The organism is Mycobacterium sp. URHB0021, assembly GCF_054057895.1.
In genome coordinates this window covers 6585288-6606242 of the sequence record NZ_JBSRZT010000002.1, presented here as the reverse complement: position 1 = coordinate 6606242, position 20955 = coordinate 6585288, and the positions used below count along the sequence as shown (strand labels likewise).

16 protein-coding genes and 1 pseudogene are annotated in these 20955 nt (G+C 65.8%); 11 read left to right on the top strand and 6 right to left on the bottom strand.

Features of this window, described 5'->3' with window-relative positions; all coding sequences use genetic code 11:
- Positions 1-705: a DUF899 domain-containing protein gene (locus ACVWWN_RS34605; protein WP_457147876.1), complete on the bottom strand. Its 705-nt coding sequence runs from the start codon at positions 703-705 to the stop codon at positions 1-3.
- A gap of 187 nt (positions 706-892) precedes the next feature.
- On the opposite strand from ACVWWN_RS34605, the gene ACVWWN_RS34600 reads away from it, so the two are divergent.
- Positions 893-4186, top strand: a complete 3294-nt coding sequence (locus ACVWWN_RS34600; RefSeq protein WP_457147875.1) for an error-prone DNA polymerase — start codon at positions 893-895, stop codon at positions 4184-4186.
- Here ACVWWN_RS34600 and ACVWWN_RS34595 read toward each other — a convergent pair.
- Entirely contained in the window at positions 4183-6420 is a 2238-nt protein-coding gene (locus ACVWWN_RS34595; protein WP_457147874.1) for a cellulase family glycosylhydrolase, read from the bottom strand. The genes ACVWWN_RS34600 and ACVWWN_RS34595 overlap by 4 nt on opposite strands.
- 769 nt (positions 6421-7189) lie before the next feature.
- A pseudogene (locus ACVWWN_RS34590) lies at positions 7190-7594 on the bottom strand (TIGR03667 family PPOX class F420-dependent oxidoreductase).
- Between the two features lie 23 nt (positions 7595-7617).
- On the opposite strand from ACVWWN_RS34590, the gene ACVWWN_RS34585 reads away from it, so the two are divergent.
- A complete protein-coding gene (locus ACVWWN_RS34585; RefSeq protein ID WP_457147873.1) occupies positions 7618-8259 on the top strand; it encodes a nitroreductase family protein in 642 nt (213 codons plus the stop codon).
- 39 nt (positions 8260-8298) lie between these two features.
- Here ACVWWN_RS34585 and ACVWWN_RS34580 read toward each other — a convergent pair whose 3' ends face one another.
- Entirely contained in the window at positions 8299-8763 is a 465-nt protein-coding gene (locus tag ACVWWN_RS34580; RefSeq protein WP_457147872.1) for a tRNA (cytidine(34)-2'-O)-methyltransferase, read from the bottom strand.
- 272 nt (positions 8764-9035) lie between these two features.
- Here ACVWWN_RS34580 and ACVWWN_RS34575 point away from each other — a divergent pair, with 272 nt between their 5' ends.
- From ACVWWN_RS34575 to ACVWWN_RS34550, 6 genes are all read left to right on the top strand, one after another.
- A complete protein-coding gene (locus tag ACVWWN_RS34575) occupies positions 9036-11876 on the top strand; it encodes an ATP-binding protein (protein ID WP_457147871.1) in 2841 nt (946 codons plus the stop codon).
- Positions 11873-12289 (top strand): roadblock/LC7 domain-containing protein, encoded by a 417-nt coding sequence (locus ACVWWN_RS34570; protein ID WP_457147870.1) that lies wholly within the window; start codon positions 11873-11875, stop codon positions 12287-12289. The genes ACVWWN_RS34575 and ACVWWN_RS34570 overlap by 4 nt, the downstream gene beginning before the upstream one ends.
- Positions 12290-12302: 13 nt before the next feature.
- Positions 12303-12704, top strand: coding sequence for a DUF742 domain-containing protein (locus ACVWWN_RS34565; protein ID WP_457149393.1), 402 nt, complete (start codon positions 12303-12305; stop codon positions 12702-12704).
- Positions 12705-12759: 55 nt separating this feature from the next.
- Positions 12760-13296, top strand: coding sequence for a GTP-binding protein (locus tag ACVWWN_RS34560; protein ID WP_457149392.1), 537 nt, complete (start codon positions 12760-12762; stop codon positions 13294-13296).
- 4 nt (positions 13297-13300) lie between these two features.
- On the top strand, positions 13301-13864 hold the full coding sequence (locus ACVWWN_RS34555; RefSeq protein WP_457147869.1) for a pentapeptide repeat-containing protein: 564 nt from the start codon (positions 13301-13303) through the stop codon (positions 13862-13864).
- Positions 13865-13997: 133 nt separating this feature from the next.
- A complete protein-coding gene (locus ACVWWN_RS34550; RefSeq protein ID WP_457147868.1) occupies positions 13998-14909 on the top strand; it encodes a pyridoxamine 5'-phosphate oxidase family protein in 912 nt (303 codons plus the stop codon).
- Positions 14910-14916: 7 nt separating this feature from the next.
- Here ACVWWN_RS34550 and ACVWWN_RS34545 read toward each other — a convergent pair whose 3' ends face one another.
- Entirely contained in the window at positions 14917-17610 is a 2694-nt protein-coding gene (locus tag ACVWWN_RS34545; RefSeq protein WP_457147867.1) for an FHA domain-containing protein, read from the bottom strand.
- Positions 17611-17912: 302 nt separating this feature from the next.
- Between ACVWWN_RS34545 and ACVWWN_RS34540 the strand changes: the two genes are divergently transcribed.
- Complete coding sequence (locus ACVWWN_RS34540; protein WP_457147866.1) at positions 17913-18314, top strand: hypothetical protein; 402 nt, start codon at positions 17913-17915, stop codon at positions 18312-18314.
- Between the two features lie 4 nt (positions 18315-18318).
- On the opposite strand, the gene ACVWWN_RS34535 is transcribed toward ACVWWN_RS34540, so the two are convergent.
- Entirely contained in the window at positions 18319-19515 is a 1197-nt protein-coding gene (locus ACVWWN_RS34535; protein ID WP_457147865.1) for an NADH:flavin oxidoreductase, read from the bottom strand.
- Positions 19516-19543: 28 nt separating this feature from the next.
- Between ACVWWN_RS34535 and ACVWWN_RS34530 the strand changes: the two genes are divergently transcribed.
- Positions 19544-20395: a bifunctional methylenetetrahydrofolate dehydrogenase/methenyltetrahydrofolate cyclohydrolase gene (locus ACVWWN_RS34530; RefSeq protein WP_457147864.1), complete on the top strand. Its 852-nt coding sequence runs from the start codon at positions 19544-19546 to the stop codon at positions 20393-20395.
- Positions 20392-20685: a DUF3017 domain-containing protein gene (locus tag ACVWWN_RS34525; protein ID WP_457147863.1), complete on the top strand. Its 294-nt coding sequence runs from the start codon at positions 20392-20394 to the stop codon at positions 20683-20685. Before ACVWWN_RS34530 ends, ACVWWN_RS34525 begins: the two co-directional genes overlap by 4 nt.
- Positions 20686-20955: the final 270 nt, after the last annotated feature.

The window sequence follows — 20955 nt, the reverse complement described above, 5'->3', positions numbered from 1 at the left end:
CTACCGCTGTCCGTCGGGGCCGTAGATCCGGGCGATGTCGGGGGAGTCGAGCCAGTTCGAGTAGGTCGGCGACTTCGGCCAACCGTCGGGCGAGTCCTGCCACTCCTCCTGGCGGCCCCATGGCAGGGTGTCGATCAGTCCGAAGCTGTGGCTGAGCTGTTCGGTTCCGCGGCCGTCGGTGTGCCAGGTGCGATATACGGTGTCGCCGGAACGCAGGAACACGTTGACGGCGAAGCCTGCGCCGGGCGGGGCGCCGACGTCGGCGGCGAAGGAACTCTCCGACGACGAGTACCAGGCCATCTTGTTGCCGACCTTGGTCTTGTAGGCCAGTGCTTCGTCGATCGGCCCGTTCGTGACGATGACGAATCGGGCGTCGTAGTTGTCGAGAAATTCGAGTCGGGTGAATTGGCTCGTGAACCCGGTGCAGCCGCCGCACTGCCATTCGGCGTCGTCGAACCACATGTGGTTGTAGACGATGAGCTGTGCGCGGCCGTCGAACACGTCGGCCAGCGGGACGGGTCCGTTCGCACCGATCAGCGTGTAGTCCGGCATCTCGACCATCGGCAGCCTGCGCCGCTGCGCGGCGATGGCGTCGAGTTCACGGGTGGCGGCCTTCTCCCGCGTGCGCAGGTCGTCGAGAGCCTGCTGCCAGGTCTGCTGGTCGACGACCGGAGGTAGGGCGGTGGCAGTCTTCTGCTCGGTCACGGTGCCTCCTGGGGCTCGGACGGATAACTATTTGCAGTGTTGACCGGAGACGGGCGCCGAACTCATCGCGGTCCGGGAAGGCGGCGTGCAAGCGGCCCGCATCTCGTTGCCGTATTACTGAGTCGATTCGCCCGCCCTGCGTAGTGGGCGAATAGCGCATAGAACGTATGTTCGATACACTGCGGGAGTGGGCTGGCACACCGGGCCGCCGAGCTGGACGGAAATGGAGCGGGTGCTCAATGGCAAACCGCGCCGCGCAGGGTGGCCAATTGACGAGCAGATCGGCGACGGTGGCGACAGTCCGGCCTGGTCGCGCAAGCGCGCAAGCTACCAGCCGCTGGACGTCGACCGTCCATCTTCGTCGGTCCCGTACGCCGAGTTGCACGCCCATTCGGCATACAGCTTCCTCGACGGAGCCAGCACCCCGGAAGAGCTCGTCGAAGAGGCCGCCAGGCTAGATCTGCGGGCCATCGCGCTGACCGATCACGACGGCCTCTACGGGGTGGTGCGGTTCGCCGAGGCCGCCAAGGAACTGGGTGTGCAGACGGTGTTCGGCGCCGAACTGTCGCTGAGTAATGTCGCCCGCACCGAGGAGCCCGATCCACCGGGACCGCATCTGCTGGTGCTGGCGCGGGGGCCGGAGGGATACCGGCGGCTGTCGCGTCAGATCGCGGGGGCTCACCTGGCCGGTGGAGAGAAAGGCAAGCCCCGCTACGACTATGACGCGCTCACCGAGGCGGCGGGCGGCCATTGGCACATCCTGACTGGATGCCGTAAAGGACATGTCCGGCAGGCACTTTCGACGGGTGGTCCCGATGCGGCCGCGGCGGCGCTGGCCGACCTGGTCGATCGGTTCGGCCGCGACCGCGTCACCATCGAACTGACCCACCACGGCCATCCTCTCGACGACGAACGCAACGTGGTGCTGGCCGAGTTGGCGCCACGCTTCGGCATCGGTCTCGTCGCCACCACCGCCGCACACTTCGCCGAGCCGTCCCGGGGCAGGCTGGCCATGGCCATGGGGGCGATCCGTGCCCGCAACTCGGTTGACGAAGCGGCGGGTTTCCTTGCGCCACTGGGAGGCTCCCACCTGAGGTCGGGGGAGGAGATGGCCCGGGTCTTCGCCCATTGTCCCGAGGTGGTGACGGCCGCAGCCGACCTCGCAGAGCAGTGCGCGTTCGGGCTGGCGCTGATCGCCCCGCAGTTACCACCGTTCGATGTGCCGGCCGGGCATACCGAGGACAGCTGGCTGCGGCACCTGGTCATGGCGGGAGCGCGGCACCGGTACGGATCGCCCGCGCGCGCACCGCGCGCCTACGGGCAGATCGAACACGAGTTGAAAATCATTGAACAGCTGACATTCCCGGGCTACTTCCTGGTGGTCCACGACATCACCCGGTTCTGCCGGGAGAACGGCATCCTGGCCCAGGGCAGGGGATCGGCGGCCAACTCGGCGGTCTGCTATGCGCTCGGAGTCACCAACGTCGATCCGATAGCCAACGAGTTGCTGTTCGAGCGGTTCCTGTCGCCTGCGCGGGACGGGCCGCCGGACATCGACATCGACATCGAGTCCGACCTCCGGGAAAACGCCATCCAGTACGTCTACAACCGCTACGGCCGTGACTATGCCGCCCAGGTCGCCAACGTCATCACCTTCCGCGGCCGCAGTGCGGTGCGGGACATGGCCCGCGCGCTGGGCTTCTCCCAGGGACAGCAGGACGCGTGGAGCAAGCAGATCGGCCAATGGGGGAACCTGGCGGAATCGCCGCACGTCGAGGACATCCCGGAACAGGTGATCGATCTGGCGATGCAGATCTCGAACCTGCCGCGGCACATGGGTATCCACTCCGGCGGCATGGTGATCTGCGACCGCCCGATCGCCGACGTGTGCCCGGTGGAGTGGGCGCGGATGGAGAACCGCAGCGTACTGCAGTGGGACAAAGACGACTGCGCCGCGATCGGTTTGGTGAAGTTCGATCTGCTGGGTCTGGGCATGCTCTCGGCGCTGCACTACGCCATCGATCTACTGGCCGAGCACAAGGGAATCGAGGTGGACCTGGCCAAACTGGACCTGAGCGAGCAGGCGGTGTACGAGATGCTGCAGCGCGCCGACTCCGTTGGTGTGTTCCAGGTGGAGTCCCGCGCACAGATGGCCACCCTGCCTCGGCTGAAGCCGCGGGTGTTCTACGACTTGGTGGTCGAGGTCGCGTTGATCCGCCCCGGCCCGATTCAGGGCGGTTCGGTGCATCCCTACATCAAGCGTCGTAACGGAGAGGAGCGTGTCACCTACGACCACCCGTCGATGGAGCCCGCGCTGCGAAAGACACTGGGGGTGCCACTGTTTCAGGAGCAGCTCATGCAACTGGCGGTCGACTGCGCCGGCTTTTCGGCCGCTGAAGCCGATCAGCTGCGCCGGGCGATGGGATCCAAACGCTCGACGGAGCGGATGCGGCGGCTGCGGGGCCGGTTCTACGACGGTATGCGCAACCGGCACGGAATCACCGGTGAGGTCGCTGACCGAATCTACGAGAAGCTGGAAGCCTTCGCCAATTTCGGTTTCCCGGAGAGCCATTCGCTGTCGTTCGCCTCACTGGTGTTCTATTCGTCCTGGTTCAAGCTGCACCATCCTGCGGCATTCTGCGCGGCGCTGCTGCGGGCACAGCCGATGGGTTTCTACTCCCCGCAGTCGCTGGTGGCCGATGCGCGCAGGCACGGGGTGACCGTGCACGGGCCCGACGTCAACGCCAGCCTGGCGCACGCGACGCTGGAGAACGAAGGCCTCGAAGTACGGCTGGGCTTGGGCAGTGTTCGCCATATCGGCGACGATCTCGCCGAGCGGATGGTCGCCGAACGCAATGCCGACGGGCCGTTCGCTTCTCTGCTGGACCTGACGGGGCGGTTGCAGCTCTCCATACCGCAGACGGAGGCGCTGGCCACCGCCGGTGCGCTGAGTTGCTTCGGCGTCACCCGGCGAGAAGGGTTGTGGGCCGCCGGCGCGGCGGCCACCCAGCGCCCGGACCGGTTGCCGGGAGTCGGGTCGTCGTCGCATGTTCCGTCGCTGCCCGGCATGAGTGAGCTCGAGCTGGCCGCCGCCGACGTGTGGGCAACCGGTGTTTCGCCGGACAGCTATCCCACGCAGTTTCTGCGTGAGGATCTGAACGCCCTTGGCGTGGTTCCCGCCGCCCAGCTGTTGACGGTGCCCGACGGCACCCGGGTACTGGTGGCCGGCGCGGTGACGCACCGGCAACGGCCGGCGACCGCTCAGGGGGTGACGTTCATCAACCTCGAGGATGAGACCGGGATGGTGAACGTGCTGTGCTCCCAGGGCATCTGGGCACGCCACCGCAAACTTGCCCAGACCGCGTCAGCGCTGCTGGTCAGGGGACAGGTGCAGAACGCCAGCGGGGCGGTGACAGTGGTCGCCGACCGCATGGGAAAACTTCCCATGGCGGTCGGCTCCCGCAGCCGCGACTTCCGCTAGCTGGCGCTGCCCGATCCCTCACCGCCGGTGGCTGATTCACCAGCGCCTGATTCACCCGCACCGGAGCCTGATCCGCCGGACGCCGCTGCACCGTGCTCTGAACCTGAGCCGCCAGTTCCCGAGCCCCCTGCCGTGCCGGTGTCGGTGGACGTGGAGGTCGTGCTGCCGGTTGTGGTGCCGGTGGTGGTGCTGCCAGTGGTGGAGCCGCTGGATCCGCCGGAGTCATCGGGGCCGACCTCTCCCGGGCGCGCGACCAGCCCGGTCCGAACCGGCTCTCGCGACTCTGCGCCCGTGGCCTGGACCGCCAGAGTCGTCGAGCCCGATTCGACGGTGACCGTTGACCCATTGACAGCACCCGAATCATCGTTGCCCTTGATGGCGTCCTTGTCGGTGTCGTTGTCGGTGTCATTGCCCGTCGATTCGATCTGCGGATCTGCCTCGGTCGAACCAGCCGGCGTCCCCTCGGCGCCGGATGCATTCGTCCCATTCGACTCTTCGGTCTCCGAGCCCTGGACGTCTGCGGCACCCACGACGTCGTTCTCGACCGGGCCACTCTCCTCGGCGTTGACTTCATTGACCTGGTCCACCGAGTTGATCTCTGTGACTTTACCTTTCGCTTCCAGATCGTCGATGGTTGATGATCTCATGTCTTCCGTTCCCGACGTGTCCTCGCCGAGAGAGGCGCCGGCAGACGACACTGCGGCGAAGCTGGCCGCCTGAACTACTTGGGCCTGTTGCTGGGACAGGCTCATCGGGTTGATAATTCCGACGATCGTTTTGACAAGCGCCTCCGCTACGGCACCGAACGCGGCTTGTATCGAGCCGAACACGCTTTGGAAAGCCTGCGCGAACCCGTTGAGCATCTGCTGCAAGGCGGCTATGAGTTGTGCGATCGGGTTTCCCGCCGCCGAGGCCAACGGGTTCTGTGCACCCGGATTCTGCGCGCCGGGGTTCAGAATTGGCGGCAGCTCACCGTTCCCGTACTGCGCGATGAAGTCCCTGATGATGTCCACCGCCGACTTCATCACCCACCCCTGCGCCACCGAATCCCAGACCTGCGCCGCTCCCTTTTCCACCCATTGCGCCGTCGCCACATCCCATCGGTACAGCCCGTAGGAGCCGTCCTCGGTGCCGGCACCGAGGACGCGGTCGCGTGTGGTGAAGATGAATGAGGGTCCGGCGAAGTCTCCCAGGCTGGGATACAAATTCTGAAGGTTCGCCCACGTCCGCAAGAAATCGTCGATGAACTTTGCTTGTTTCTGGTCGCTGACCGCATTGGGACCGCCGGTCGGCAGGCCGTATTCCGTCGCCCAGATCCGCAGGGCGGCGTCCCCCTTGTTGATCATCATCTGGCGCATCTGGATCAGCTGGTCGATCGGCTCGTAGGGGTAACCATTGTTGATACCCGCAGAGAACTGTGTCGTGAAGTGATAGGGATGGAACGACAGGGCGTCGAAGTATCCCTTGGCCCCGTTTTGATACATCTTGTCGAGGAAGGTCACCGGGCTCATGAAGGCGCTGCCGTAGTCAATGACGGAGGTGAACACACCGGCGACGACCATCGGATCATTGGGGTTGACAACGCCATTCACGTCGTTGGCCGTTTTGATCGCGTTGTAGGCAAGCTTCAGCATCTGGGTGTAGGACGCCGGGTCGACTGCCGGATTCCAATACAGAGCCGAGTTCGGCTCATTCCAGATCTCGTACGCCGAGATGTTGCTGCCATAGCGTTTGGCCACCTCACCGGCGAAGTTGGCGAATGACTGTGGATCCGGCGCGGCGGTGAAGGGGAGGCCGCCGCTGGGTTGGCTACCCCAGGTCAGAGGTGTCGAGTTAATCGCTCCGAGCACCGACATGCCACGGTCGGTGGCCTGCTGGACGATGAAGTCCACCTTGGACCAGTCGCGATAGGCACCATTGGGAGCGTTCGGCGCAACCGGCTGGACGGCGGCCCACGGGACGATCACGCGGACAGTGTTGACGCCAAGGGACTGCATCTGGTCGAACGTCGCGACGATGTCGGTGGTCGACATGTTGAAGAGCTCGGAGTCGGCTATGCCGATCGTCGAAGACGATTGATCGATAGCTACAACGGGCGTGTAATCGAGGCTGATCGCCATCGGCTTGGTGGAGAGCAAATCACTCATCGCGATCAGCATGATGGCGAGCGGCACCATCGCGATGACGGTCGCGATCGCGATGCGGCGTAGGCGGCGGGCGGATCGTTGCCTCATAGTTCGCTCCCCTTCGGTCCTGGATTGGTGCGCCACCAGCAGTGTGTCGGGAGTCAAATTAACCCACGCGGCAGTTAAGTTTTGCCCGAATGCCTAAATAGGTTTTGCTCGCCACCATTATTACCGCCCGGTACCCAGGTGTCTATTACATTCCGACACCGGGTGCCATCCCAAATTGGTCCCGTGTGTGTAGTTCTAGCAACGTATCTGTGGAGATATATTGCATTCGCCACGTCTGCCGATGGAAGGTTGTCGCAGCAGTTCACACGCCATGATGGGAGCTGTGAGCGATGATGACAAATTGACTACTGGACGGCAGTTGACAAATCTGGTGAATAATGGCGGCCATCCGTTTACGAACCGATAACGACTAAACTCATCCGTGTAACTTGCTGAGCTAATCAGTGCGCTGGGCCGAGATCGGAAGCTAGCTGTGGCGAAATTCGATCTTGAATGGCGTTCGCGGCAATCGAGGAGGGTGCCGATCGGAGGGGCGGTCGGGGCCGTTACGCGCACATGTAGTGACGTTTGCTCACGGGTTTGAGGATCATGAGAGGTGCGCCAGGCCATCGTGGGCTGGCTGGAGACCGCATCACGACGGGGACTGACGGGCAAAACGACACCCGAACCTTCGCCGGGGCGCCGCGATCCCAAGTCGTATTAGCTGAGCGGTGGTCCGCCAGCGGTCGGATGTCGTCCAGCGCCGCCGACCCGGCCAAATATGTTGCGTCGTGCAGCAATAACGCGGCAGCGGGCGGATCGAGGATGGTTAACCTTCGGCGGGTGTCGTCCACACCTTGTCGATGGTGATCTTGAGCCGTGTGTTGTAGTCGGCCATCGCCTCTGCCAACCCCGAACTGCTCCGCGTCGGCGGAGTACTTGTCCCAGTAGGCCTTGTCCTCCCGCGGGTCCACCTCGGCCGCGTCCACAGCGGCGGGGCCGCCGACGATGATGATTCCCGCGCCGTTTCCGTCGGAATCGAGGTTCAGACTTACCCGTGGGTGAGCCTGACCTTCGCCGTGCCCGACATCGAGTACACGATCACATCTGTACCGTCGAAGTAGAACCACACCAGCCGCGGAACGGGCTGGCCCGACTTTGCGACCGTCGTCAGCCATCCGTGGTGGTCAGACCGGAGCCTTTCAGAAACCTCTCGGGTGAAAACGACTGCCATGGAACAAATGTAGTCTCGGAGCAATGACCTTGAACCTGTCCGTCGACGAACTCCTGTCCACCACGCGCTCGGTGCGCAAGCGGCTTGACTTCGAGCGGCCGGTATCACGCGAGGTGATCATGGAATGCCTCGAACTGGCGCTGCAAGCGCCCACGGGTTCGAACGCACAGGGCTGGCAGTGGGTGTTCGTGGAGGATCCGCAGAAGAAGAAGGCGCTTGCCGATATCTATCGCGCGAACGCGACGCCCTATCTCGATCGACCCAAGCCCCAACGCGGAGACGTCCGCGACCAACAGATCGGCGCAGTGGTGAGTTCGGCCAAGTACCTCAACGAGCACTTCGAGGAAGCGCCGGTGCTGTTGATTCCCTGTCTGGAGGGGCGACCCGACGGTGCGTCCGCGGACAGTACGGCGGGATTCTGGGGATCGCTGTTGCCGGCCGTGTGGAGCTTCATGCTCGCGCTGCGGTCTCGCGGCCTCGGTTCGGCGTGGACGTCGCTGCACCTGGCGGGCGGCGGGGAGAAAGAGGCCGCCGAGCTGCTCGGCATTCCGTTCGACAAATACTCGCAAGGCGGGCTGTTTCCCATCGCCTACACCAAGGGCACCGACTTCCGGCCGGCCAAGCGGCTGCCTGCTGAACAGCTCGCCCACTGGGACAGCTGGTGAGCTTGTAGGAAATGCCCGGCACGGGCTGCAGCGGATCGCTCACTTCGCACCAGGGAACCCCTGCTGGCGCCATGCCTCGTAGACGGCGACCGCCGCGGCGTTGGAGAGATTCAGCGACCGTCGGCCCGCCAGCATCGGAATGCGCACCTGCGCGGTGATGTTCGGGTCGGCCAGCGTGGCCGCGTCGAGGCCCGTCGGTTCCGGGCCGAACAAAAGCACATCGCCGGCGCGGTAGTCGATGTCGGCGAATGACGCGGTGGCATGCGCGGTGAACGCGTAGACCCGCGCCGGCTGGAGCGCAGCCCACGCGGCGGACAGATCGGCGTGCACGGTCACCGACGCCAGGTCGTGGTAGTCGAGGCCGGCGCGGCGCAGCTTGGGTTCGGACAGATCGAAACCGAGAGGCTCCACGAGGTGCAATTCGCATCCCGTGGCGGCGACCATGCGGATCGCATTGCCGGTGTTGGGAGCAATGCGCGGCGAGTAGAACATCAGCCGGAACATTCCATGATGATGGCAGCCGAGTCGAGCCGAGTTGCAAAGCCGGTGTGGCATGGGTCATTTGCTCGGTTACCGATAAACGGGACAACGCTGCGGCGGTGAACTCTGTCTGTTCAGTAAGAATTGTGGAAACGACCGCGCATGGCTGGCATACTCGATCAATTGCCAGGCGTTGGACGCCAGCCCTTATGACGGCGAAAATCAGCAGGAAGCCAGATGACCGACGCTCCATTAGTGAAATGCGGACCGGCCCCCGACCGGGCGAGCGTGCGCCGATGACCGCGTTCTCGCAGTTGAAGCAGTCAGACGGCACGCTCGTCGACTTCCAGCCACCACCCGAGCCGCAGCCGTCGCAGAAGCGTCCGGCGCGATGGTCGCTGTCGAATTGGCCGGTCCGCTGGAAAGTGTTCGCAATCGTATTGATCCCGCTGGTGCTCGCAGGGACATTCGGCGGATTGCGTATCTATGCCAGCGCAACGAAGGCGGCCGATTTGCGTCGCTCCGCGGATCACGCCGAAATGGTCCCGGCGATCGCTGACTACATGGCGTCCCTCGAAGGGGCGATGCTGGCCGGCTCGACCGGTGGCGATAGCCAGGCCGCCCGGACCAAATACGACTCAAGCCGACGGGAATTGCAGGGTCGACTCGCCGACACCGACGTGGCGCCGGACGTCCGTAAGGGCGTCACGGCGGTCATCGACGGCGGTCAAGCGTTGATGGACGAGGTCACGTCGAACAGCATCGCGCTGCGTGACCGGATCCAGGCGTATGCGCTGCTGCTGCTGCCCGCCGAGGAGGCTATCAACGGATCGGTTCGCGTCGCCGATGAGAGCATCCGTTCGGAGACGCTCGGCCTGAGCCGGGCCGTGGGCGCGCGCGGACAGATGATGATGCAGAAGCTGACCCTCACGCAGGGCGCCGAGATGCCGGAGCCCGAGTTGCGCACGACGATGATCACCGTCGCCGGCACCGAGCCGTCGACACTGTTCGGCATGGCCCAGGTGTTGGGCGTGGGCTCGCCGGACGCCCAACGGCTGCAGGAAGAGCTCGTCAAGCGGATGGCCCTGATGTCGGATCCGACGGTCTCGCTCGTCAACAACCCCGAGTTGCTGGCATCGGTCGACGCCACTGACCAGATCGCGGGCAAGATCATCGCCGACGCCACCAAAGCGGTGACCGCCGGAGTGGAGGGCAAGGCGGCGGCCGCCCGCACCGCCGCGATCCGCGACGGCGCAATCGTCATCGGCGTCATGTTGCTGGCCCTGGTTCTCGTGATCCTGGTGGCCCGGACGTTGGTTCGTCCGCTCCGCAAGTTGCGTGACAGCGCCCTGCGGGTGGCCCACGACGACCTGGCCCGTGAGATCGAGCGGGTGCGCGCCGGTGGTGAGCCGGGCCCCGTCGATTCGATCCCGGTGTACACATCCGAAGAAGTCGGCCAGGTTGCGCACGCCGTCGACGAGCTCCACGAGCAAGCCGTCCTGCTGGCCGGGGAGCAGTCCCGGTTGCAGCTGCAAGTCGGTGACATGTTCGAGACCTTGTCGCGGCGCAGCCGATCCCTGGTCGACCAGCAGCTGTCCCTGATCGACCGCCTCGAGCGCAACGAGGAGGACCCCGAGCGGTTGGAGAGTCTCTTCCGGCTGGATCACCTCGCCGCCCGGATGCGTCGCAACGGCGCGAACCTGTTGGTGCTGGCGGGCGCCAAGCTGCCGCGGGACCGGACGGAGACGGTCCCCGTAGCGGCGATCATCAACGCCGCGGCTTCCGAGGTGGAGGATTACACCCGGGTGGTGACCGCCACCGTTCCCGACAGCGAGGTCCACGGCGCGGTCGCCGGCGATCTGGTGCACCTTCTGGCTGAACTGCTCGACAACGCGCTGCGCTACTCACCGCCGGTATCACAAGTACGGGTGTCTGCGGTGCACACCGGCAACGGCGCCTTGGTCATCGAAGTGAGCGACACCGGGATCGGTATGACGGAATCCGATCTGCGTGTGGCGAATACGCGACTGCAGTCCGGTGGCGAGGTGAATCCGTACACCGCCCGACACATGGGGCTGTTTGTGGTCGGCCGGCTCGCGGCGCAGAACAACCTGGTCGTCCGGATGCGCAGCACCATTGCGGGCGAACCGGATTCGGGTACCACCGCAGGCGTTTACGTGCCTGTCGAGCTACTGATGGGCGCCGGAACCCCAGACGAATTCGATGGTCCCGACCACAGCGCGGCCGATGCACACGCGCGCATCTTCAACACCCCGGCAGTCGACGACGAGTACGCCGACTACGACGAACAGCCCGTGCCGCAGGAGTACCTCAACGGTCATTCGCAGGTTCCGGTGTCGCTGCTGCCGCAGCGTAATCCCGGGGCCAGTGGAATTTCCGACATCCCGACGTCGCTGGTGGCGCCCGCCGCGGAGTCTGGAATGGAGCCCTCTGCCTGGCCAGCCGATGCGTGGCCGGCGGACTCGATGCCGGTGCAGACGGCCGAGCCTCCCGTTCGGGAGCGGCCGGCATCCGCCAGCCACGCGACGGCCCCGACCGATACGTCCGCGTTCTTCGCCTCGCGCACGCACGTTGCGGGCAATGGAGTGCCGACGTCGGATCGCACGGCCGAGCCGGATCAGCAGCCCCCGGCGGCGCCGGCCGTCGCGGACGGGCCGTCGCCGGCCGCAGGAGCGGACGACGCGATCTATCAGAAAATGCTCTCCGAATGGCTGCTCGATCCCACTGACCTGGCCAACAGCACCGACCTGAACTGGGAATCGGTGTGGGATCACGGCTGGTCGGCCGCGGCGGCCGCCGAGGACGCGCCGGTTCTGCAGCACACCGAGGACGGTCTGCCGATGCGCCAACCGGGTGCCCGGCTGGTGCCGGGCGCGGTGGAGGCCACTGACCCGGATAATGCGCACCCCACCGGATTGCCGCAACGCAACGGCGGCGCTCACAGGAGCGACGATCGCGATGACGAGGTAGCATCGGCGGCTGAGTTCGACACCGGCGGTCACGCGCTGCCGCTCCGCGATCCGGACGCTGTCCGGGCAAGCATCAGCACCCATTTCAGTGGTGTGCATGCCGGCCGATCGCATGCCCGAGAGTCCAGAGGAACAGATAACGCATGACCCGTCCGCCACGTTCGACGCAGCGCGATTCGCTCGACTGGCTGGTCTCGAACTTCGCCCGCGAAGTGTCCGGTGTCTCGCACGCGGTGCTGGTGTCCGCCGACGGCCTGCTGATGGCGGCCAGCGAGCACATGCCGGTGGAGCGCGCCGATCAGCTCGCCGCGGTGGCCTCCGGACTGGCCAGCCTTTCGACCGGCGCCGCCCAGCTTTTCGACGGTGGCTACGTCCTGCAGTCCGTCGTCGAGATGGAGAACGGTTACCTGCTGCTGATGCGTGTCGGGGACGGCTCCAACCTGGCCACCCTGGCGATCCGCCACTGTGACATCGGCCAGATCGGTTATGAGATGGCCGTTTTGGTGGAGAGGGTGGGCGCCATGGTGCAATCGCCGCGGCGGGCTCCGCAGCACTCGTGAGTGACCCGTGGACATGTCGGAGGACTGGTGGGAGGCAACTGGCGGATCGCGGTGGGAGTCCGATGCCGACGTCGAGCCGAATCTGGTCCGGCCGTATACGCTGACCGCGGGCCGTACCGATTCCCGCGTCCATCTTCCGCTCGAGGCGCCCGTCGAAACGCTGCCCACCGGGACGGCGCCGGAATGGCCGGGAAACGATGTGCGCGGCCAGATCCTGGCAATGTGTGTCGACAGCCCATCTGTCGCCGAGATCGCCGCTCATCTCTCGGTGCCGCTCGGCGTGGCGCGAGTGCTGATCGGTGACCTGGTGATGCAGGGTTATCTGCGGGTGCACACCACCCTCGGTGATACGACGACGAACGACGAACGACGCGAACTGATAGGAAGGACCCTGCGTGGCCTCAGGGCACTCTGACGGGCGACTCGCCCCGACCGTACGCGCCGACAGGCGGCGAGCCGCCTCGACGAAGATCGTCATCTCCGGCGGCTTCGGCGCCGGCAAGACGACGTTCGTGGGCGCGGTGTCCGAGATCATGCCCCTGCGCACCGAGGCGTTGGTCACCAACGCGTCCGCGGGAGTGGACGGGCTCGGCGGCAACCCGCTGAAGAGGACCACCACGGTGGCGATGGATTTCGGTCGCATCACGCTGGCCGAGGATCTGGTGCTCTACCTGTTCGGTACGCCGGGCCAGCGCCGGTTCTGGTTCATGTGGGACGACCTGGTGCGTGGCGCCATCGGCGCCATCATCCTGGTCGATGTCCGCCGACTCCAGGATAGTTTCGCCGCGGTCGACTTCTTCGAGGCGCGCAACCTGCCGTTCCTGGTTGCCGTCAACGAGTTCGACGGGGCGCCACGGCATCCCGCTGACGCCGTACGCAAGGCGTTGGCGCTGCGCGACACTACTCCGGTGATCGCCGTCGACGCCCGCGACCGGCAGTCGGCACGAGCCGCCCTGATCACCGTCACCGAGTATGCGCTGTCCAGCCTGACTTCCCTGCCCGGCTGAGCTCGTGAGCGACACCGAGGAATTCTGGGTGGAGCAGGAATTCAACTCCCGCGATTTCCGTGACGAGGACCTGAGCCGTTTGCGAACCGAACGTGTCGTGTTCACCGAGTGCGACTTCAGCGGCGCCGACCTGTCCGAATCCGAGCACCTCGGATCGGCGTTCCGTAACTGCACATTCCGCCGGACTTCCTTCTTGCACAGTACTTTTCAGCATTGCAGCTTCCTGGGTTCGGTGTTCACCGAGTGCCGTTTGCGGCCGATGAAACTGGTTGAGGTGGACTTCACCCTGGCGGTGCTCGGCGCCGCCGATCTGCGTGGTGCGGATCTGTCCGACTGCCGGCTGCGCGAGGCGGGGCTGGTCGATGCCGACCTGCGCAAAGCTGTGCTGCGGCGGGCGGATCTCAGCGGTGCGCGCGTGCAGAATTCCAAGCTCGACGAGGCCGACCTGCGCGCTGCGCGCATCGACCCCACGCTGTGGACGGCCGCGGCGCTGCGCGGCGCCAAGGTCGACATCGAACAGGCACTCGCCTTCGCCGCGGCGCACGGCCTCGACATCCACGGCGAATGAGCAGAGCTGTGATACGACGCATGACACGATCGCAAAATGGCGGGGGTGGTCACCAGCGGGCGACCTCGGGCGGCGCCCCCTCTCCATCGGAATAAGTAGGGAATAAGCAGGGTGCATTTGGGTTTACCGTGAAATGGCTGAGAGCGGATTTCACGAGGGTGAGCGCATGGTGCAGGCCCGCGCCGGTGTGCTGGCGCAGGCGGCGTACCTGGGCGGCGCCATGCTCGGCACTCCGAACCTGAACGGCGGGATGGGCCACTTCCTCGCCGACCGCGAGTTCGCCGTCCTGACGGGCCGCGACGCAGACGGCCGGTTGTGGACGTCACCTCTGGTCGCGGAGCCGGGATTCCTCGACGCGTTCGACCGCACCCTGCGGATACACGCCACCTTCGGCCCGCAGAGTCCTTTGCAGGGTCTCGAAGCGGGCCAACCGGTCGGCCTGCTCGCTATCGAATTCGCCACCCGCCGCAGGCTGCGCGTCAACGGCACCCTGACGTATGCCGGGGGGGATACCCTCGAGGTGTCGGTCGACCAGGCATTTGGCAACTGCCCCAAGTACATTCAGCAACGCGACATCGAACGCACCGAGCGCCCGTCGGCCATGGGCTCACACATCGCGCGGTCGGGGAGGCTGGAGGCAGAACAGATTGCGCTCGTCACCCGTGCGGACACGCTGTTTCTTGGAACCGTGCACCGTGTCCGCGGAGCCGATGCGTCACACCGCGGCGGTCCGCCCGGGTTTGTCCGGGTCGAGGACGGCCGGCTGTGGTGGCCCGACTACGTCGGCAACAACATGTTCAACAGTTTCGGCAACCTCGCCACCGACCCGTCCGCCGCCCTGCTGTTCGTCGACTTCGACACGGGCGAAACCCTTCACCTTTCGGGCACGGCCGCAGTTGAATGGACGGCTCCACATATCGGGGGAGACGACGGCGGAGTCGGACGCCGCACGAGGTTCGTGGTGGAGGCGGTCGCCTCGGGTACGTCTACGGGGATCCACGCCGGCCCGCCGCGGCCGTCGCCGCACAACCCGCTGATCACCTGACCCGCGGTCAGGCGCCCTTGAGGCGAATCTTCCAGCGCACCAGGCTCAGATAGCCGACGCAGATCGCCCCCTGCATGGCCATGTTGAACCACCACGTGCCAACGGTGTGCTTCCAATGCGAGTCTTGCGGTGTGAGCGGGCCCGGGACGAGCCTGATCAGATCGATCGTCGACGCCGTCGAGGCGAATCCCCAGCGGGCCGGGGTGACCCACGACATCTGGTCGAGGGCGATACGACCGGTCACCGGGATCATGCCGCCCTGGAACACCAGCTGCGACATGATCGCGATCACCAGCAGCGGCATGATCTGCTCGTTCGACTTGGCCAGCGCCGACAGGGCCAGGCCGACCATCGCTGCGCCGACGCAGCAGGCCGCAACATCGACGTACAACTCCAGGGATCGGTTGGGTATCACCACGCCGCTGGCCACCGCTCCCGGACCCCACCCTTTCCCGAATATGTTGATGGCGACGACGACTGCCGACTGCAGCAGGGCGAACCCGGCGAAGACGAAGACCTTGGCGAACATGTATGCGGTCGTGGACAATCCGACCGCCTGCTCGCGTAAGAAGATCGCTCGCTCCCCGATGAGCGCCCGGATCGTCAGCGCGGTGCCCATGAAGATGGCGCCCACATTGAGCAGCACCAGAATCTGACCCGGTTCGTTCGGCGCTTCGCCGCCCTTGATCGCCGGCACGGGCACGCCGAAGCCGACATCTCCGGGCACCGACAGCGACAGTGCGCCCATGATGAACGGCAGAAACGCCAGGAAGACGAAGTAACCGCGATCCGAGATGATCAGCCGCATCTGGCGGCGAGAAATCGTCGAAAACTGTTTTCGCACGCTGGTGCGTGTCGGCTTACCGAGGTCGGACGGTGTCTCGGTGGGGGGCGGGGGCGCGGGTGGCCCGTGCTGCTCAAGGAAGCGTTTGCTGGCCGCATCGGGGTCGCCTGCGACCGTGCTGAAGATATCGGCCCAGTTGGTCGTCCCCATGGACGCGCCGATCTGGCTCGGCGGCCCGTAAAACGCGGTCTTGCCACCGGGTGCCAGCAGCAGTACCTGGTCACACACGTCCAGGTAGGTCAGCGAGTGCGTCACCACGAGGACCACACGGCCGGCATCGGCCAGCTGGCGCAGCATGGTCATGACCTGCCGGTCCAGCGCCGGGTCCAGGCCCGACGTGGGCTCGTCGAGGATCAGCAGCGAGGGACCGGTCAGCAATTCCAGTGCCACCGACGCGCGCTTGCGCTGGCCGCCGGAGAGCTTGTCCACGCGGGTGTCCAGGTGCTTGGTCATCTCGAGTTCCTCGAGCACCTGCATGACGACCTGTTCGCGGTCGGCCTTCGTGGTGTCCGGCGGCAGCCGAAGTTCGGCGGCGTACATCAGCGCCTGTCTGACGGTGAGCTGACCGTGCACGACATCGTCCTGCGGAACCATCCCGATTCGGGAACGCAGCGATGCGTATTCGGCGTGAACGTTGTGGCCTTCGAAGGTCACCGTACCGGTTGTCGGGTGCGTGTAGCCGGCCACCAGCCGCGCGAAGGTCGACTTGCCCGCCCCCGACGGGCCGATGACGGCGGTCAGGGTGCCCGGCCGCGCGGCGATCGAGATGTTCTCCAGCAGCGTCTTGTTGCCCTCGATGGTCCAGGTGACGCTGTGCACTTCGAGGCCGCCGGTGCGGGTGGCCGCCTCTGTCTCGGTGCGCCGGGACAGGGTCCCACCACTGAACACCAGGTCGACGTTGCCGATGGTGACCGTGTCACCGTCATGCAGGATCGCGGACTCGACCCGGGCCCCGTTGACGAATGTGCCGTTGATGCTGCGGTTGTCGCGGATCTCGGTTCCATCGGCGCCCGGGATCAGGGTGGCGTGATGCCTCGACGCCAGCACGTCGGGAATGACGATGTCGTTGTCGGTGGCGCGGCCGATCTTGGTCGAGCCGGCCGGCGCGTCCGCGGGCCGGCCCGGGCGGAGGATCTTGAGCATGCTCGTCGCGAGGTTTCCCTCGCTCGAGCGGGGTGCTGCGGTCGGTCCCATCGCGGTGACCGATTCGAGGGCCGGTTGAGAAATCGGCTGCGACACCGGCTGGTGGTGCACCGGTTGGGCGTTGCTCGCTGGGTAGCCCGCATTGGGCTGGTAGGCCGTGGGAGTGCTGGGATAGCTGGGCTGAGCGCCCGACGGGTACCGCTGCTGCGGGCCTGACGGATACCCCTGCTGCGGGCCTGACGGATACCCCTGCTGCGGACCAGACGGATATCGCTGCAGCCGCTGCGACGCATTCGACGGCGGAATCGGCGGCCGCGGTGTCGGCGACGGCGTGGGTGAGTAGTTGGCCGGCCGCGCCGCCACAGGTACCGACGTCGTCTGCGGCGGTGTCCCCGCGGACCCCTGATGCCGCCCGACCTCGAAGACCAGTCGCGGGCCGTCGGGGTTGCCGATGTTGATCTGCTGCCCGTCCTGGATATCCACGACCGGCATCCGGCGTCCGTTGACGAACATCCCGTTGAGGCTGCCGTTGTCGATGGCGATCCACCTGCCCTGATCGAACCGCAGCACCAGATGCGCGCGGGAGATCAGGGGATGGGCGATGCGCACATCGGCGCGGAGGTCGCGGCCCACGACAACGTCGTTGCCGGCCGCGAAATTGCGTGTTGATCCGTCGTACCGAACGGTCAGCGCGGGAGGTGCTGGTCGGCTCATCGGGACCAACTCTATCGGTAGCGCCCCGACGCGCGGGGCAACGTCCGAGCGCCTGTCACGAAGTGATCGGAAATGCCCCCCGTCGGCCACTGATCGGCTCGGCCCGGTTGTCTGGGCGCCGGGCGGGTGCGTGCATCAACGCTTTTCGAGGTCGCCGAACTCCGCCAGTTAACATTTCTGACGGCAGCACGGCGCGTCGGCTTCACCCATTGGCAACTTCGTGATCAGCTGAGGACATGCCGCCGAGCAGAGCCGTGGCGGGGCGACATGGCAAATTGCAAACGGTGCTTCGCCTGTATGCCATGAGTGCCGTCTGGCTGGCCGCGGCAGCGTTGCTGCCGGTCGCCGCCGCTCAGCCGGGCACATTTGCCACCGATAGCAGTGGATTCATCGACACCCCGGCGCGCTGCGAAAGCCCGACGTTCGCCGTGGCCATCGGTCGCACCGCGCAGTCGCTGGTGGCGATCTGCGTCGACGGCAGCGGCCATTACGACTATCGCGGCGTCAGGCTGAGTGATCACTCGGTGCTCGACGCGTCCGCCACGGCCACCGCGGATGGCCGGTTCGTCGTCGACAACGCCGGTTTCACCTATACCTTCTCGCCGAAGGAACTCGTCATCGCCCAGGGCGCTCGGGTGGTCCGGACAGAGCCGATGGCGGCCTATGTCGAGCCGCGCGTGCCAGACGAGTTCGCGGAAAGCTAGCGCCTCAGCCCGGCGATCCGGTCACCACACAGTGGGTATGGCTATAGATCGTGGCCATGCACTCGTTGCAGTGGGTACAGGCCGAGAAAACCGAGTGGGCGTCGCCGTCGGCCTGAATCCGGTTGATCAGGTCCGGTTCGGCCAGCAGTGCCCGGCCCATCGAGACGAAGTCGAACCCCTCGGCCATCGCGAGATCCATCGTCGCGCGGTTGGTGATTCCGCCGAGCAGGATCAGCGGCATCTTCAACTCGGCGCGAAACAGCCTCGCGTCGCGCAGCAGATACGCCTCGCGGTAGGGGTACTCGCGCAGAAATTTCTTACCGGTCATCCGGATGCCCCACCGCAGCGGCGGCTTGAACGCCCCGGCGAACTGTTTGATCGGGGCGTTGCCGCGGAACAGATACATCGGATTGATCAGGGAACTGCCCGCCGTGAGCTCGATGGCGTCGAGTCCACCGTCCGCCTCAAGCCATTTCGCGGTTCTCAACGACTCCTCGGTCGATATGCCGCCGCGCACACCGTCGGCCATGTTGAGTTTGGCGGTCACCGCGATCGGGGTGCCCTCTTTCTCGACCGCGCGGCGCACCGCCAGCACCATGCCGCGTGCCACCTTGGCGCGATTCTCCAGCGATCCGCCGAACTCGTCGTCGCGCCGGTTGATCAGCGGACTCAAAAACGAACTGGCGAAGTAATTGTGGCCGAGATGGATTTCGACCGCATCGAACCACGATTCGATCGCGTATCGGGCCGCGTCGGCGTGTGCGGTGATGATGTCGTCGATGTCTTCGCGAGTGGCCTTCTTCGCGAAGCGCATCGACATCGGGTTGAAGAACCGCACCGGCGCATGCGCCTTCGCCTTGTTGGAGCGCGCATTGGCCACCGGACCGGCGTGGCCGATCTGAGCGCTGATCGCCGCTCCTTCGGCATGAACGGTGGCGGTCAGTCTGCGCAGACCGGGCAGCACCTCCGGGCGCCACCAGATCTGCTTTCCTTCGGTTCGTCCGCCCGGGGACACTGCGAGGTAAGCGACGGTCGTCATGCCGACGCCACCCGCGGCGGGGAGCCGGTGATACGTGATGAGGTCGTCGGTGACGAGCGCATTCGGGGTCGACGCCTCGAAGGTCGCGGACTTGATGATCCGGTTGCGAAGCGTCACCGGCCCGAGTTTGGCCGGAGTGAACACATCGGCAGGAATGTTCATACGCGCCGAGCCTGCCACAATGGCCACCGTGGGTGCGATCACTTTGGACGGTAAGGCCACGCGGGATGAAATCTTCGTCGACCTCAAGCAGCGGGTCGCGGCGCTGACCGCCGCGGGCCGCACACCGGGGCTCGGCACCGTGCTGGTGGGCGACGACCCCGGTTCCCACGCGTATGTGCGTGGCAAGCACGCCGACTGCGCGAAGGTCGGCATCAACTCGATCCGCCGCGATCTGCCTGCCGACATCAGCCAGGCCAAGCTCGACGAGACCATCGACGAGCTGAACGCCAACCCCGACTGCACCGGCTACATCGTGCAGCTCCCGCTGCCCAAGCACCTCAACGAGAACGCCGCGCTCGAACGCGTCGACCCGGGCAAGGACGCAGACGGGCTGCACCCGACCAATCTCGGCCGCCTGGTGCTCAACGAGCCTGCGCCGCTGCCGTGCACACCGCGCGGCATCGTGCACTTGCTGCGTCGCTACGAGGTCGAGATCGCCGGTGCCCAGGTGGTGGTGATCGGTCGCGGGGTCACCGTCGGCCGGCCGCTCGGCCTGTTGCTCACCAGGCGTTCGGAGAACGCCACTGTGACGTTGTGCCACACCGCCACTCGTCATCTGCCTCAGTTGACGCGGGAGGCCGACATCATCATCGCCGCGGTGGGTGTGCCGCACATGGTCACCGCCGAGATGGTGCGCAAGGGCGCGGCCGTCGTGGACGTGGGCGTGAGCCGAGACGACGCGGGAAAGCTGGTCGGCGATGTGCATCCCGACGTGTGGGAGATCGCCGGGCATGTATCGCCCAATCCCGGCGGCGTCGGCCCGCTGACGCGGGCGTTCCTGCTCACCAATGTCGTCGAGCGGGCCGAGCAACAGCCATGACGGTGCATGAGTTCGCCCGCAAGGTGTTCGGGGGACAATGGCCGATCTTGCTGGTCGGGCTGACATTCATCGCCGCCTTCGGCCTGGTGATCGCGGGTTACTGGCGCCGCGGTGCGCTGGTCGTGGCGATCGGCGTCGGCGTCGCAGCTGCGCTGCGGCTCGCACTGCCCGACGATCGCGTCGGCCTTCTGGCGGTGCGCAGCAGGGCCGTCGACTTCGTCACGACCGCCACCGTCAGTGCGGCCATGCTGTACGTCGCCTGGACCATCGACCCGCTGGGCACCAGTTAGCGGAAGAACCGGTGGTCCACACCAATCGACCCTCACTCGCAGCGGATCGGGAGCCGATCCCAATCTCAGCGCGTAAAGCTGTTGATACAGCGCGAATGAGGGCGATTGACGGTGATCCACGATGAATAGGCAGAGCAGGCAAGATAGGGATGCCTGGAACCTTTCGACCACGGCGGGAACGACCGCGACGATGGTGGCTGCGGCAAGAGCCCCGCGGCAAGCAGGCGGCCGAATCCGTTGATCGTGGCCAGTACGCCGAGCCACTGGTGC

Coding starts and splice junctions, on each gene's coding strand:
- ACVWWN_RS34595 (WP_457147874.1), bottom strand. CDS start 6,420: ATGAGGCAACGATCCGCCCGCCGCCTACGCCGCATCGCGATCGCGACC.
- ACVWWN_RS34585 (WP_457147873.1), top strand. CDS start 7,618: ATGACCTTGAACCTGTCCGTCGACGAACTCCTGTCCACCACGCGCTCG.
- ACVWWN_RS34580 (WP_457147872.1), bottom strand. CDS start 8,763: ATGTTCCGGCTGATGTTCTACTCGCCGCGCATTGCTCCCAACACCGGC.
- ACVWWN_RS34575 (WP_457147871.1), top strand. CDS start 9,036: ATGACCGCGTTCTCGCAGTTGAAGCAGTCAGACGGCACGCTCGTCGAC.
- ACVWWN_RS34570 (WP_457147870.1), top strand. CDS start 11,873: ATGACCCGTCCGCCACGTTCGACGCAGCGCGATTCGCTCGACTGGCTG.
- ACVWWN_RS34565 (WP_457149393.1), top strand. CDS start 12,303: ATGTCGGAGGACTGGTGGGAGGCAACTGGCGGATCGCGGTGGGAGTCC.
- ACVWWN_RS34550 (WP_457147868.1), top strand. CDS start 13,998: ATGGCTGAGAGCGGATTTCACGAGGGTGAGCGCATGGTGCAGGCCCGC.
- ACVWWN_RS34545 (WP_457147867.1), bottom strand. CDS start 17,610: ATGAGCCGACCAGCACCTCCCGCGCTGACCGTTCGGTACGACGGATCA.
- ACVWWN_RS34540 (WP_457147866.1), top strand. CDS start 17,913: ATGAGTGCCGTCTGGCTGGCCGCGGCAGCGTTGCTGCCGGTCGCCGCC.
- ACVWWN_RS34535 (WP_457147865.1), bottom strand. CDS start 19,515: ATGAACATTCCTGCCGATGTGTTCACTCCGGCCAAACTCGGGCCGGTG.
- ACVWWN_RS34525 (WP_457147863.1), top strand. CDS start 20,392: ATGACGGTGCATGAGTTCGCCCGCAAGGTGTTCGGGGGACAATGGCCG.